Annotated in this window: 9 protein-coding genes; 2 read left to right on the forward strand and 7 right to left on the reverse strand. The window is 67.9% G+C overall.

Annotated elements, in window-relative coordinates; genetic code table 11:
* Positions 1-36 precede the first annotated feature (36 nt).
* Positions 37-2397 carry a putative bifunctional diguanylate cyclase/phosphodiesterase gene (locus ACFZ8E_RS07130; RefSeq protein ID WP_405042429.1) on the reverse strand — a complete coding sequence of 787 codons (2361 nt, stop codon included), beginning with the start codon at positions 2395-2397 and terminating at the stop codon, positions 37-39.
* Positions 2398-2848: 451 nt separating this feature from the next.
* The gene (locus ACFZ8E_RS07135; protein WP_405044341.1) at positions 2849-4330 is read right to left on the reverse strand and encodes a PAS domain S-box protein; all 1482 of its coding nucleotides are present in this window, start codon (positions 4328-4330) and stop codon (positions 2849-2851) included.
* Positions 4331-4831: 501 nt separating this feature from the next.
* Between ACFZ8E_RS07135 and ACFZ8E_RS07140 the strand changes: the two genes are divergently transcribed.
* Positions 4832-5860 (forward strand): IS110 family transposase, encoded by a 1029-nt coding sequence (locus tag ACFZ8E_RS07140; protein WP_405041947.1) that lies wholly within the window; start codon positions 4832-4834, stop codon positions 5858-5860.
* Between the two features lie 561 nt (positions 5861-6421).
* Here the strand turns inward: ACFZ8E_RS07140 and ACFZ8E_RS07145 are convergent.
* From ACFZ8E_RS07145 to ACFZ8E_RS07165, 5 genes are all read right to left on the reverse strand, one after another.
* Positions 6422-8032: an ABC transporter ATP-binding protein gene (locus ACFZ8E_RS07145; protein WP_405042430.1), complete on the reverse strand. Its 1611-nt coding sequence runs from the start codon at positions 8030-8032 to the stop codon at positions 6422-6424.
* Positions 8033-8034: 2 nt separating this feature from the next.
* Positions 8035-9456 carry a M20 family metallopeptidase gene (locus tag ACFZ8E_RS07150; protein WP_405042431.1) on the reverse strand — a complete coding sequence of 474 codons (1422 nt, stop codon included), beginning with the start codon at positions 9454-9456 and terminating at the stop codon, positions 8035-8037.
* A gap of 50 nt (positions 9457-9506) precedes the next feature.
* A complete protein-coding gene (locus ACFZ8E_RS07155) occupies positions 9507-10313 on the reverse strand; it encodes an ABC transporter permease (protein ID WP_405042432.1) in 807 nt (268 codons plus the stop codon).
* 136 nt (positions 10314-10449) lie between these two features.
* The gene (locus tag ACFZ8E_RS07160) at positions 10450-11364 is read right to left on the reverse strand and encodes an ABC transporter permease (RefSeq protein WP_243949671.1); all 915 of its coding nucleotides are present in this window, start codon (positions 11362-11364) and stop codon (positions 10450-10452) included.
* A 51-nt stretch (positions 11365-11415) separates the two neighbouring features.
* On the reverse strand, positions 11416-12942 hold the full coding sequence (locus ACFZ8E_RS07165; RefSeq protein WP_405042433.1) for an ABC transporter substrate-binding protein: 1527 nt from the start codon (positions 12940-12942) through the stop codon (positions 11416-11418).
* A gap of 170 nt (positions 12943-13112) precedes the next feature.
* Between ACFZ8E_RS07165 and ACFZ8E_RS07170 the strand changes: the two genes are divergently transcribed.
* Entirely contained in the window at positions 13113-14021 is a 909-nt protein-coding gene (locus ACFZ8E_RS07170) for a LysR family transcriptional regulator (RefSeq protein ID WP_405042434.1), read from the forward strand.
* Positions 14022-14042: the final 21 nt, after the last annotated feature.

The following is a 14042-nucleotide window of genomic DNA, read 5'->3' on the forward strand; positions in this document are numbered from 1 at the left end:
CATCCTGAAAGCAGCGCGACGAACGTCAGCGATTGCTCAAGCCGCGGCCTTCATGCCCGTCAGGAAACTCAGGAACTCGAAATGGGGCAGCGGACGGCTGACGTGATAGCCTTGAACCTGGCTGCATTGGGCCTCGGCGACGAACGCGTACTGTTCCGCCGTCTCCACACCTTCGACGGTGGTCGTCATACCCAGGCACGCGCCCATGGTGATGATGGCCCGGACGATCGCCGCACTCTCCGTATCCTCAGGCAGGAGACGAACGAAGGAACGATCGATCTTGATCTTCGAGAACGGGAAGCGGCGCAGATAGCTGAGTGAGGAATACCCGGTCCCGAAGTCGTCCATCGCGAGGCTGACACCAAGCGCCTTGAGCTTCGTGAGCATCGAAAGGGTCCGTTCCTCGTCGTCGAGCATGACGCCTTCCGTGATTTCGAGTTCGAGACGGCCCGCCTCAAGCCCGGTCGCCTCGAGGGTCGCAGCGACCGTTTCCGCGAGACGGTCGTCGCGGAACTGAACGGGCGAGAGATTGACCGCCACCTTGATCGCGCTGGACCACGTCGACGCCTGCGTACAGGCCGTTCGCAGCACCCAGGCACCCAGGTGCAGGATGAGGCCGGTCTCCTCGGCCAGGGGGATGAACTCGATCGGCGGAATGAGGCCGTGTACAGGGTGACGCCAGCGGACCAGGGCTTCCGCCGCGGTCACTACCCCCGTCTCGGCATCGACGAGCGGCTGGTAGTGGACCTCGAACTCGCCGACCTCGAGGGCGCGGCGCATGTCGGCTTCCAAACGGATGCGCGCCTGCATGCGTTCGGCAAGCGCCGGCTCGAACAGGCAAAAAGACCCCTTGCCCTCACCCTTGACCTTGTAGAGGGCGAAATCGGCATTGCGGAGCAGTTCCTCGGGTTGGCTGCCGTTCAGCGGAGCCATCGCGATACCGATGCTGACGCCGACATGAACCAGCTGCCCGTCGAGCAGGAAGGGTCGGTCGATCGCCTCCACGAGGGCAACCGCCAGGGATTCCGCAGACGTGACGCCGACGGAGCCCAGAAGCAGGATGGCGAACTCGTCCCCGCCGAGACGTGCCACGATGTTGGTTTCGCCGACGACGGCTTGCAGCCGCGCGGCGACCTTGCGCAGGAGGTCGTCGCCCATGCCGTGACCGAGCGTATCGTTGTCGAACTTGAACCGATCGAGATCGAGCATCAGCACGGCGAAGCCGCCTTCCCCGTTCCGCAAGGTCGCGGAATGGTGGGTCAGCAGGTCGCCGAAGCGAGCCCGGTTGGGCAACCCAGTCACGGTGTCCGTGAAGGCGAGCGTCCGAAGCCGTGCTTCCGATTGCAGGCGCTCGCGTTGGTCCCGGAAGGCGATCACGGTCTGGCGCTTGTGGCCGAGCGAGATGTCCTTCCGTACGACGCGGACCGGGACATGCCCACCCGCGGCGTCGACGAGCTCGACTTCGCGTTCCTCGTGTTCCGGGAGGTCGCCCAGCACCAGTCCGGGGAGCAGGCGTTTCACGTTGCACCCGACCAACTGTGCCTGAGTCAGGCCGGACATCTCTTCAAGGCTACGATTGGCCGTCGTCACGACTTCGCCGTCGCATACGGCGAGGCCTTCGAGCGAAAGGCTTGCCAGCTCCCGCAGACGCGCGCTGTCCCTGCGCAGCTGCGCCCGGGCATTCAAGGCGGACCGCAAGCCGAAGAAGGCGAGGCTGAGCAGGCCGAACGAGACGAGCGCGATGATCGGGGCGATCGTCTCCGGGGCGATGGCGGAGGCGGGCAATGCCACCTGAGGGTCGTAGGCGATGGTGACCGCGGTCATACCGGCGAGATGCAGGACCACGATCGAACCGAACAGCAGGGGGCCGGCGAAACGTCGGCGGGAGCGATCGCGCTCACCCGCCATGATCAGGGCGAGGCCGGACAGACCGAGGCTCAGGAGCACGGATGGGGCGATGAAGCCCCAGTCCCAGGTGACGTGCCCCCTCACCCGATATGACGCCTGTCCGACGTAATGGAGGGCGGTGACGCCCGAACCCAGGATGACGCCTGCCACGAAGCGGGGCGCACGCGCGCGCTGGCCGATGGAGAGGCCGACCCCGGTGCCGATCCCCCCGATCACGAGGAACAGCGAGACTGCCGTCAGGATCGGTTCGAAGCCGGCCGCCATGCCGGGTCGATAGGCGAGCAGGGCGATCATGTGGGTCGCCCACGCGGTACAGCCGGCGGCGACAATACTGACGATGCCCCATTTGCGCCGAGCTACGCCTTCCGAACGCGCCGCATGAGCGGCGATGGCGGATGAGGCGTAGATGCCGACGCTGCATACGACTGCGGCCAACAGCAACAGCTGCTCGTCGTGGAAGTCTCGAACGCAAGTCACGATCGAATGCATGTCGACTTCACTGGTGATATCAGGGTCGGAAGTGTCCGGTGATCAGAGGTGGCCATCGCACCTGGCTGCGATGGCTTTACTCGCGCCTTTTCATGGTTGCGCCTTTGGGGGTGGACCGAGCAGAGTTTTGCCGTGTGGGATCAGGAGCTCGACTTCCGCTAGGGCTCGCACGGAGATGTCTTTCAGGTCGTCTGTGGAGGGACCAAAGCTCGGGTGCATCTACAACGAAGACGCCCAAAATCTTTCGGTGCCCGATCGTAATGTCTCTCGTCGAGCGCGTAGGCCTTGGAGCAGCAAGCGAACCGGCACTGCGTTGGTGGATCCGTTTTCCTGATCGGCATCCACGATCGTATCCCGTGCGCTTGAGCCGACGACTGATCGCGTCGGCTCGGACCGTCGGACAAGAGAAGCGAACTCAGCGCTCATCTCGTCCGCGCCTGGGACGACGTCTCTAGACAGCCGCTCGTGATGCCTGGCGAACCTTTCGGGTGGCTTGATCGACCTGCTCGCTTGCCCGGGCGATGTCCTCCATGCTTCCGGCGATCGTCGTCACCCCGTGGGCGGCCGTATGCATGCTTCCCGACATCTCCCGGGTCACGGCAGACTGTTCCTCCACAGCAGCGGCGATGGCGCCCGACACCTCATCGAGCGAGCGTATCGTTCCCTGGATGGAGCCGATGGCATCCACGGCTTCGCGTGCGGCGGCCTGTGTGGCGGAGATCTGCTCACGGATCTGGTCGGTCGCCTTGGCGGTCTGCTCAGCCAACGCCTTCACCTCGGACGCGACCACCGCGAAGCCTTTCCCGGCCATGCCGGCGCGCGCTGCTTCGATGGTCGCGTTCAAGGCCAAGAGGTTGGTCTGCGCGGCGATGCCCTGGATCAGCGTCACCACGTCGCCGATCTGCGCCGCCTGGCCGCTCAGCCCGGTGACGATGCTGCCCGTGCGCTGTGCCTGCTCGACCGCCTGGGCGGCCATCCGCGCGGCATGGCTCACCTGCTGGCTGATTTCGCCGACCGAAGCCGATAACTCCTCCGCGCCCGAGGCGACGCACTGGATGTCGTTGGACACCTGCCCCACCGTGCCGGCGGTCTCGGCCGTCTGACGGGTGACGTTCTCGACGGCTTGGCCGATCGCGTCGAGATCGGTGCCGATCGCCTGCTGCGCTTCGGCGCGACGCTGCCGCTCGTGCACCTGGGCCGTGATATCGGTCGCGAACTTCACCACCTTGATCGGAACCCCATCGCGATCACGGATCGGATTGTATGTTGCCTGGATCCAGACCTCACGCCCCCCCTTGGCGATCCGCCGGAACTCGCCCGACATAAACTCGCCGCGTCCCAGCTCAGCCCAGAAGTTGCGATAAGCCTCCCCCGTCCGCTCGTCCGCATCGACGAACATGCTGTGCTGCTGCCCGCGGATCTCATCGAGCCGGTAGCCGACGGCAGCGAGGAAGTTGGCGTTGGCCGTCAGGACGGTGCCGTCGAGAGAGAACTCGATCACCGCCTGCGAGCGGTTGAGGGCAGCAAGCTGGCCTTCATGGTCGATCGCGCGCTGAACCTGCGAGGTGATGTCGGACGCGAACTTGACGATCTTGCGAACGCGGCCGGCGCGGTCCAGCACCGGATTATAGGTCGCCTGAATCCAGATCGCACGACCATCGTTGGCAATGCGCTTGAACTCGCGGGTCTGGGACTCCCCTTTGCGCAATGCGTCCCAGAACCCGTGATAGGCCGGCGCGTCGCGCTCTGCCGGCGTGACGAGCTTGCGGTGGTTCTGGCCCTTCAGTTCCGCCAGCGTGTAGCCAACGAGGCCGAGGAAGTTCGCATTGGCATCGAGGATCGTGCCATCGGGGGCGAACGCGATGCGGGCGCGCGAGCGGTCGATGGCCTCGAACAGCGCACGGAAAGAGCTATCGAACAAGCGCACCAACAGACTCCCAGCCGGAGGGTCTACGACCTCTTCGACTTGAATTGTAATTCTTGCCGTAAATTATAGATTAATTTCTCGCTCAAACTGCCTATTTGTCGCACATCCAGTATATTTTTTACACTCTAGAAACCGCCTGGAAACACTCGAAGTATGGTAAGGGCCCTTGTAGGATTTGCCATTTCAAGCGTATAGGGCTCTTCCACCCTGTCCCTTGCATACTTCAAGTTGGCTGCGTTCCATCAGTCGACTTCTGCGCTCCTGAGACATCAGCGCCCCGGCGCCCTATCGAGAGCGCCGAGCCGACCGCCGCACGACAGCGTCTGCCGCCAACTCCCACCCGGAAGCGGAACGGCAGAAATCCATCCGACCCGGCCTTAAATCGCCGTCGATCAGGCTGCTACAAAGCAGATGGGGTGGATGGCTCCCGCTCCGACTGACGGCATCTCGGTGCCAAGATGTGGTTGCTGTCAAAGCAGCAGCCACGCAGATGCAGGAGCCATCCCCATGGAGATCACCACCGTCGGCATCGATCTGGCCAAGAGCATTTTCCAGGTTCACGCCGTTGATGCAGCTGGGCACGTCGTCGTTCGCAAGGCGCTACGCCGGGCGCAGGTCGTGCCGTTCTTCGCCAAGCTGCCTCGATGCCTGGTCGGCATGGAGGCGTGCGGAACGTCCCATCACTGGGCCCGGGAACTCATGAGCCTCGGCCACGACGTGCGGCTGATGCCGCCCGCTTACGTGAAGCCGTATGTGAAGCGCGGTAAAACCGATGCGAACGATGCCGCTGCCATCTGCGAGGCGGTGACGCGCCCGAGCATGCGCTTCGTGCCGGTGAAGTCGACCGAGCAGCAGGCAGCGCTGGCGCTGCACAGGACGCGCGACCTGCTGGTCAAGCAACGTACGCAGTTGGTGAACATGATCCGCGGCCTGCTCGCCGAGTTCGGGATCGAGATGGCGCGGGGCCTGCGGCACGCGCTCGAACTGGCAGCCCGGCTCTCGGCCGGAGACGCAGCCGAGGTGCCACCACTGGCGCAACGCGTGGTGACCGGGCTGGCCGATCAGATCGGCGCCGTACAGATCCATCTCACCCGGATGGAGAAGGAGTTGTTGGCCTGGCATCGGGACAGCGACCTGTCACAGCGCCTGGCGACGATCCCCGGTGTCGGCATCGTCTCGGCAACGGCGCTGGCCGCCTCAGTGAGCGAGCCCGAGCGCTTCCGCTCCGGTCGGCAGTTCGCAGCTTCGTTGGGGCTGACACCGCTGCAGAACTGCAGTGGCGGCAAAGAGCGCATGGGCCGGATCTCGCGCATGGGCGACCGCTATCTGCGCCGCCTGCTCGTGGTCGGCATGACCTCTTTGGTCCGGCGCGCGAAGGCTGCGCCGACGTCGGTCGACCCACGGCTGCCGGCGCTGCTCCAGCGCAAGCCAGTGCGCGTGGTAACCGTTGCGGCGGCCAACCGCACCGCACGGGTCGCCTGGGCGATCATGACCCGCGGCGGCACCTACCGCGCACCAGCGGCCACGGCCGCCTGACAGCACGGCAAGGAGACTTTTCCAGGTTGCGAGGACGATGAGAGTTGATGGCGAACCGGTCAGCCCGGGAGCCGGGACACCCCGCTGAATGTCCAGGGCATCATAGCCCGCAAAGCAGAGTGGGACCCAGCTCGCGGATACCATCAGGGCCAGCAGTCACAAGAACGACTGCATCAACAGGCCGGACACAAGACTGCACCCGACCAACGCGTCAGAAGCTCAATTCGCCGCTTGCAATGCGGGAGCCATCCACACAGGACCTTCCGAGCGTCTGAGATGGGTTGTAAGCGGACGCGGTGGCGATGTCCGCTTCGGCCAGTTCCCGCCCGCGAGCGGACCGACTGGGAACCGCCCACTCCGGCCGTAGGGCATCGTGCACCAAGCTGGCCGGAAGCGGACGTTCCAGCGCGCTGCATAGGGTGGGCAGCGAACCTGAGTCCTTCGCTTCGAAGCGGACGTTCCGCCTCCGACTCAGGCGTCGGGACCACCGCTAGCGCTTACCGAAAGCATCCGTCAGTCTGTCGTCTGGGAGCTTCGGCCGTCTCGCAGACCGTCGTGCTATCAGGGCCGGGTAGGCTGCAGGCCCGGCACCGCCGCGAGGAGCGAGCGAGTGTAGGCGTGATCCGGCTGCCGGAAGAGGTCGGCCGTGGGCCGCATCTCCACGATAGCGCCGCGATGCATCACGGCGATGCGGTCGCAGATCTTGGCCGCGACGCGCAGGTCGTGGGTGATGAACAGCATCGCGAGGTTCAGGCGCTGCTTGAGGTCTTCCAGCAGGTCGAGCACCTGCGCCTGAACCGAGACGTCGAGGGCCGAGACCGCCTCGTCGGCCACGAGCACGTCTGGCTCCATTGCCAGCGCCCGGGCGATGCCGATGCGCTGGCGCTGGCCGCCGGAGAAGGCATTGGGGTAGCGCTCGGCCGCGCTCGCCGACAGGCCAACGAGGTCGAGGAGCTCGCGGGCCCGGGCGCGGGCCTCCCGCCGGGGCGTACCGTGCGCGATCGGGCCGGCGGTGATGATCTGCTCGACGGTGCGGCGCGGGTTCAGGGACGCGAACGGGTCCTGGAAGATCATCTGGATGCGCCGGCGCTCGTCACGCAGCGCGCGCGGCGCCAACGCCGTGTAGTCGAGGCTGCCGAGGCGCACCGTGCCCCGGTCCGGCTCGATCAGCCGGATCGCGAGGCGCGCGGTGGTGGACTTTCCGGAGCCGGATTCGCCGACGAGGCCGAGGGTCTCCCCGCGGCGGACGTCGAAGGCCACCTCCTTGACCGCCGCGACCACGCGCGGCTTGCCGAACAGGCCGGCGCGCGTGGCGTAGGTCTTGGTCAGCCCGATGGCCGAGAGGGCGAGGGGCTCGGCCTCGCGGGAGGCGCGCGCCGGCGGCACCAGGCTCGGCACCGCCGCGAGCAGGGCCTGGGTGTAGGGGTGCTGCGGATGCTGAAGGACGGTCTCGGCGCTGCCCTGCTCCACCAGTCGCCCGCGCTGGAGCACGGCGACATGGTCGGCGATGTCCGCCACCACGCCGAAATCGTGGGTGATGAACAGGACGCTCATGCCGCGCCGCCGCTGCAGGTCGCGGATCAGCGTGAGGATCTGGGCCTGAGTGGTGACGTCGAGCGCCGTGGTCGGCTCGTCGGCGACGAGGATCGAGGGCTCGAGGGCGAGCGCCATGGCGATCATCGCGCGCTGGCGCTGGCCGCCGGAGAGCTGGTGCGGGTAGGCGCGCACGATCTGCCCCGGATCGGGCAGGCCGACCTCGGTGGCGAGCGCGACGGCCCGGGCCCTGCGCTCGGCCGGCGTGAGGAGGCCGTGCGCCTCGAACATCTCGGCGATCTGGTCGCCGATGCGCATGACCGGGTTGAGGGCCGTCATCGGCTCCTGGAACACCATGGCGATGCGGCGACCGCGAAGGCTGCGCCAGCCGCGCTCGTCCAGGGTGAGCAGGTCTCGCCCCTCGAACAGGATCTCCCCGCCGACCGGCTTCAGCGCGCGGGGCAGGAGGCCGGTGAGCGCGTAGGCGCTCATCGACTTGCCCGAGCCCGACTCGCCGACGACGCAGAGGATCTTGCCCGGCATCAGGTCGAGGGAGAGGTCCTCGACCGCGTGGGGACGGTCCGAGCCCTTCGGCAGCGCCAGGGTGAGATTCCGGATGCGGACGACGGGCTCGCTCATGCTCAGGCTCCCTTGAGGGCTTTGCGCCGAACGAGCACCGCCGGCCCGGTCTCGGCGAGGTCCCAGTACAGGCCCGCCATCAGCATCAGGGCCTCGCGCGAGGGCGGCCCGAGCAGGTGCTCGTCGGGGCCGTGCTGGAGGCAGGCCGGGTAGGAATGCGGCACCCACAGGGTCGGCAGGCCGAGGATCTCGGAAAAGGCGTCGTTGGGCAGCGAGCCGCCGAGGTTCGGCAGCAGGGCCGGCAGCTTGCCCGTGCTCTCGGCGATCGAGGCCAGCGCCCAGTCGACCCATGGGTCCTCGACGGGGAGCCGGGTGGCGCGGAACACCTCCGTGCGCGCGGCACGGACCTCGACCATCGGGTAGCCGTGGGCGTCGAGATGGGCGCGCAGGGCCGGCAGGATGCCTTCCCAGTCGGTGCCGACGACGAAGCGCAGCTGCAGCGTCGCCTTGGCGGTGGGCGGCACGGCGTTGAGCGGTCCGTCCGGGTCGCCGGTCTTGAAGGCCAGCACCTCGAGGGTGTTCCAGCCGAACACGCGCTCGGCCGCGGTCAGTCCCGGCTCGCCCCAATCCGCGTCGATCTTCGGCGCGGTCGGATCGGTGCCCACAGTGATGTCGGCCAGCGCCGCCCGCACGTTGTCGGGGAGCGCCGGTGGCCGCAGGGCGTCGAGAAGGATCTTGCCGCGTCCGTCGACGAGGGTCGCGATGGCGTTGGCCAGCACCGTGCCGGGGTTGCGCAGCAGGCCGCCCCAGTTACCGGAATGGTGGCTGCCCTCACGCAGGTCCAGCACCATCTCGAAGGTGTAACCGCCGCGCGAGCCCAGGAAGACCGTCGGCCGCTCGGCGCTGACGCGGGGCCCGTCCGAGGCGATGAGCACGTCGGCCTTGAGCGCCGCGGCCTCGGCGCGGCAGAGGTCGCGCAGGCCCGGCGAGCCGGCTTCCTCGCCCATCTCGATCAGCAGCTTGGTGTTGAAGCCGAGGCGCCAGTCGCGCGCCGCCATCACCGCCGCCAGCGCGCCGAGGTTGAGGATGTGCTGGCCCTTGTTGTCGGCGGTGCCGCGGCCGTACCAGCGCTCGCCCTCGATGGTCACGGTCCAAGGGTCGAGGCCGTCGCGCCACTGCTCGGGATAGCCCCGCACGGTGTCGCCGTGGCCGTAGATCAGCACCGTGGGCAACGCGTCGCCCTCGTGGCGCTCGGCAATGAGGAACGGGCCGTGGACGCCGTCCGGGTTGTCGAGGATGCGGCTGGTGAAGCCGAGCGGCGCGATCCGCGGCACCAGGAAGTCGGTGAGGTAAGCCTTCAGCTTCGGCAGCTGCCCCGAGGTCTGGCTCTCGGTCGGGCGGGCGACGGCGTCCTGCAGCACGCTGAGGAAGCCGCCCTCGTCGTAGTGGCGCGCGGCGCGCGCGATCGCGTCGTGTCGGGACATGGGCTCACTCGATCTCGGTGCGGTGAAGTTTTTTGCGGGGCAAGGGGGGCTCAGCGCCGCCCCTCGGGGGCGGTGACGTCGCGGATGCCGTCGCCGAGCAGGTTGATCGCCAGGACGAGGATCAGGAGCGCGACGCCCGGGATGGTGATCACCCAGGGCTGGAAGAACATGTACGGCTTGCCCTCGGCGATCATCAGGCCCCAGGACGGCAGCGGCGGCTGCACGCCGAGGCCGAGGAAGGACAGGGCGGCCTCGAGCAGGATGGCGTGCGCGATCTCCAGGGTCGCCACCACGATGAGCGCGTTGAGGATGTTCGGCAGCACTTCCTGGAACAGGATGCGGGCCGGGGAGAAGCCCGTTGCGCGGGCCGCGGCGATGAAATCCTGGTCGCGGATCTGCCGGGTCGCCGCGCGGGTGACCACGGCGAAACGGTCCCAGAGCAGGAAGCCGAGCACCAGCACCACCACCTTCAGCGAGCCGCCGACGAGGGAGGCCATGGCGAGCGCGACCAGCACCACCGGCATGGCCAGCCGCGTGGTCACGACGTAGCTCACCACCGCGTCGACCCGGCCGCCGAAATAGCCGGCGCAGATGCCGAGCGTCGTGCCGATCACGCCCGAGATGGCGGCCGCCGCGATCCCGATCAGCAGGGAGATCTGGCTGCCGTAGATCAGGCGGCTGAAAGAGTCGCGCCCGAGCTTGTCGGTGCCGAGCACGTGGTCCCACGTGCCCTTCGCCTGCCAGATCGGCGGGATCAGGCGCCGCGAGACGTCCTGGGCGTAGGGATCGTGGGGCGCGATCAGCGGGGCGGCGAGCGCGCAGAGCAGGATGGTCCCGAGGATGCCGGCACCGATCACAAAGCCGCCGTGGCGGAGACCGCGCCGAAGCACCGGGGCGGTGGGCGAGCGGGCGGCGCCGCCGGCCTATCGGCCGGGAGGGCCGCCGGCGTCTCGGGCAAGCCGGCGCTGAGCGGGGAAGCGGATGGCTGGAGGGTCATTGGCGCAGCCGGGGATCGAGGAAGGCGTTCAGGAGGTCGGCGGCCAGCGTCAGAGCGATGTAGATCATCGCCAGGACCAGCACGATCGCCTGCACCACCGGGAAGTCGTTGCGGGCGATGGATTCCCAGGCGAGCTGGCCGAGCCCCTGGAGCGAGAACACCGCCTCGATCACGATCGAGCCGCCGAGCATGAAGCCGAACTGGACGGCGGCGAGCGCGATCACCGGAATCACGGCGTTGCGCAACGCATGCCGGATCAGGATCTTTCGCGGCGGCAGACCTTTGGCGCGGGCGGTCCTGACGTAGTCCGAGGCCAGCACTTCGAGCATGCCGTTGCGGGTCAGCCGCATCACCGCCGGCATGGCGTAGTAACCGAGCGCGATCGCCGGCAGCACGAAGTGCTTCCAGGTCGTGTTGCCGGAGACCGGCAGCCAGCGCAGGTTCACCGAGAAGATCATGATCAGGGTCAGGCCGAACCAGAAGCTCGGCATGGCCTGGCCCAGCACCGAGACTGAGAGGGCGGCCCGGTCGATCCAGGTGTCGCGCCGGACCGCGGCCAGCACCCCGAGGGGGATGGCCACGAAGAGCGCCACGGCCAGGGCCACCACGCCGAGGAACAGGGTGATCGGCAGGCGGGCGGCGAGCAGGTCGATCACGCTCTCGCGGAAGTAGAACGAGTTGCCGAAATCGAGCCGGATCGCCCGGCCCGCCCAGGCGGCGAACTGAGCCAGGAGGGGCTGGTCGAGCCCGTACTGGACCCGGATCGCCTCGACCTGGACGGAGGTCGCCTCCGGCCCCGCGATCGCGGTGGCCAGGTCCCCGGACAGGTGCAGCAGCATGAAGCTCGCCACCGACACCGTCACGGCGACCGCCAGGGCCACCAGACTTCGTTGGATCATGAATCGCAGCATGGTCCGGCTCCCTCGGTCGGTCGGCGGTCGGTCGGCTTCAGGCGCCGGCCGTCACTTCCATTGCGCCGCGTAGAAGCGCGGCAGCTCGTCGGGCTGCGCCGTGAAGGTCAGGTCCGACGTGAAGGCGTAGTTCGTCGAGTACGAGAACAGCGGCAGGGCGTAAGCCTGGCCGGCGATGCGCTTGAGCGCTTCGGCGTACTTGACCTTCCGCACCGCAGGGTCGGTCGCCCCGTCCCCGGCTTGGAGAGCCGCGATGGTCTCGGGGTCCTTGGTCAGATCCTCGTCGCCGCCGCGGAAGTAGACGCCCGTGAAGGCCGAGACGTCGAGGACCGAGAACGACCCCCAGGTCTGGAAGGCGATCGAGACCTTGCCGCCGCGGATGAGGTCGCGGAGCGCCGCGTAGCGCAGGTAGTTCAGCCGGGCGGTGATGCCGACGGCGCGCAGGTAGCCGATCACGGCCTCGGCGTAGTCGCGCTCGCGGTAGGCGCCGAGATCGATCTCGAAGCCGTTCGGGTAGCCCGCCTCCTTGAGGAGCGCCTTGGCCTTGGCCGGATCGTAGCTGTAACGCGGCACGCCCTCGTCGGTGCAGCCGAACTGGTCGATGAAGCAGGCCGCGTTCATCACCCGGCTCCCGCCGCGCACGAGGTTGTCCACCATGGCCTTACGGTCGACGGCGTACGAGATCGTCTGCCGGACGCGGGGATCCTTCAGGGGCGAGTTCTCCTTGGCCCGGCCGAGAGTGTCGAACTGCAGAAAGCCGACCCGCATGGTTTCGGCGCTGAGGACCGAGACGTCTGGGGCGCCCTTCAGCTGGTCGGCCTGATCGCTCGGCACGCGCCAGATCCAGTCGATGCCGCCGGTGACGAGCTCGGCCATGCGGCTGTCGGCGTCGGGGATGACGCGGAACTCGAGCTTGCCGATCTTGGCCGCGCCGATCGGGCTGCCGGGCCAATACTTGGCGAAGCGCTCCATCTTGACGCCGCGCCCGTTCTCGACCGCGGTGATGCGGTAGGGGCCGGTGCCGACCGGCGCCTTGGCGAAGCCGTCGAGGCCGACGCGCCTGAAATAGGTCGCCGGGAAGATCGGGGTCGGCCCGGCGAGGTATTCGAGCGCCGCCGGGAAGGCCGCCTTCAAATGGATGCGGACCGTGTGAGCGTCGACGACCTCCGTCGACTTCATCCAGTCGACGTTCTGCTTCGTCACCGTGCGGGCTTCCGGCGTCAGCACGTAGTTAAAGGTGAAGGCCACGTCTTCCGGGCCGAAGGCGTCGCCGTTGTGGAAGGTCACGCCCTCACGCAGGGTCAGTTCCAGGGTGACGGGATCGACCCACCGCCAAGAGGTGGCCAGCATCGGCTGGTAGGTGCCGGTCTTCGGGTCGCGGGAGATCAGGGTGTCCCAGACGTTGCGGGCCAGGATGACGCCCTCGCGGGCGCTGTTGTGGTAGGGGCTGACGTTTTCCGGCTCGGTGTCGGAGGCGTAGACCAGGGTGTCGTTCGCCTTGCCGGCGAGGGCCGGGACACTGGCGGCCAGCATCAGCAGGGTGAGCGCGGCGCGTGCCGTGGAGCCGTGTCTCGCCATCTCCCGCTCGCCATGATGTCGGTCCTTTTCGCCCGTCCGCGCGGTCGGCCTAGTGCCGGCCGCATCGGTATGCCGCTTTTTTCGTCGTGCCATGGTGTTGTGCAATTGGCATCGCAACAAGTAGAATTTCGCGATTGCTGCCGTGCCGTTTCGGCAATCGACAGGTTTCCATGAACGTTTCGGGCCTCCGCTACGTCTTGGCCGTCGCCAGAACCGGGTCGATCGCCGCGGCGTCGACGCACTTGAACATCGCGGCGTCGGCGATCAGCCGGCAGATCTCCAACCTCGAGAGCGAACTCGGCTGCGTCCTCTTCGAGCGGCGCCCGCGCGGCATGGTGCTGAGCCCGGCCGGGGAGCTGCTGGCGGAACACGCGCGCCAGACCCTCCTGCGCGCCGAGCAGGTCGCGGCTGACGTCCAGGAATTGCAGGGCCTCGCGCGCGGCTTCATCCGCGTCGCCACCTCGGAGGGCTTCGCCCTCGACCTGCTGCCCAACGCGATCGCGGAGTTCCACGCCGCCCATCCGGGCATCCGCTTCGAGGTGCAGATGTTGCCCCCCGCCCAGGTCACGCACGTGGTGGCGGCGGGCGACGCCGATATCGGCATCACCTTCGCGCTCGCCCCCTCGAGCCTGATCGCGGTCGCCTACGACAACGCGGTCGAGATGGTGGCGCTCAGTGCCCCCGATCATCCCCTGGCGCGCCGACCCGCGATCCGGCTCGCGGACCTGAAGGCCTACCCGATCGCGGTGCCGACCCTCGACACTACCGCTCGCCGGGTCTTCGACGCGGCCTGCCTCGCGGAGGGCATCACCATCGAGCCGACGCTCACGGCCAACATCCTTTCCGCCCTGCTGCCCTTCGTCCGGCGGACGAAGGGGCTCGCGCTGATGTCGGCCCTCACGGTGCAGACGCCGGTGCGCCTCGGCGAGCTCGTCTGCATCCCGGTGCATGCGCGGATGAGCCTGATGCGGGGCATCCAGGTCCAGGTGATGCGCGACCGCAAGCTGCCGCACGCCGTCCAGGCCTTCCTGCGCCGGCTCGTCGCCGCGCTGCCGCCGACGGAGCCCGGCGGCGTCTGACATCGGTCGGCCGGTCCGGCG

It is taken from the genome of Methylobacterium sp. HMF5984, assembly GCF_045033435.1.
GTDB lineage: Bacteria > Pseudomonadota > Alphaproteobacteria > Rhizobiales > Beijerinckiaceae > Methylobacterium.

Coding starts and splice junctions, on each gene's coding strand:
- ACFZ8E_RS07130 (WP_405042429.1), bottom strand. CDS start 2,397: ATGCATTCGATCGTGACTTGCGTTCGAGACTTCCACGACGAGCAGCTG.
- ACFZ8E_RS07140 (WP_405041947.1), top strand. CDS start 4,832: ATGGAGATCACCACCGTCGGCATCGATCTGGCCAAGAGCATTTTCCAG.
- ACFZ8E_RS07145 (WP_405042430.1), bottom strand. CDS start 8,032: ATGAGCGAGCCCGTCGTCCGCATCCGGAATCTCACCCTGGCGCTGCCG.
- ACFZ8E_RS07150 (WP_405042431.1), bottom strand. CDS start 9,456: ATGTCCCGACACGACGCGATCGCGCGCGCCGCGCGCCACTACGACGAG.
- ACFZ8E_RS07160 (WP_243949671.1), bottom strand. CDS start 11,364: ATGCTGCGATTCATGATCCAACGAAGTCTGGTGGCCCTGGCGGTCGCC.
- ACFZ8E_RS07165 (WP_405042433.1), bottom strand. CDS start 12,942: ATGGCGAGACACGGCTCCACGGCACGCGCCGCGCTCACCCTGCTGATG.
- ACFZ8E_RS07170 (WP_405042434.1), top strand. CDS start 13,113: ATGAACGTTTCGGGCCTCCGCTACGTCTTGGCCGTCGCCAGAACCGGG.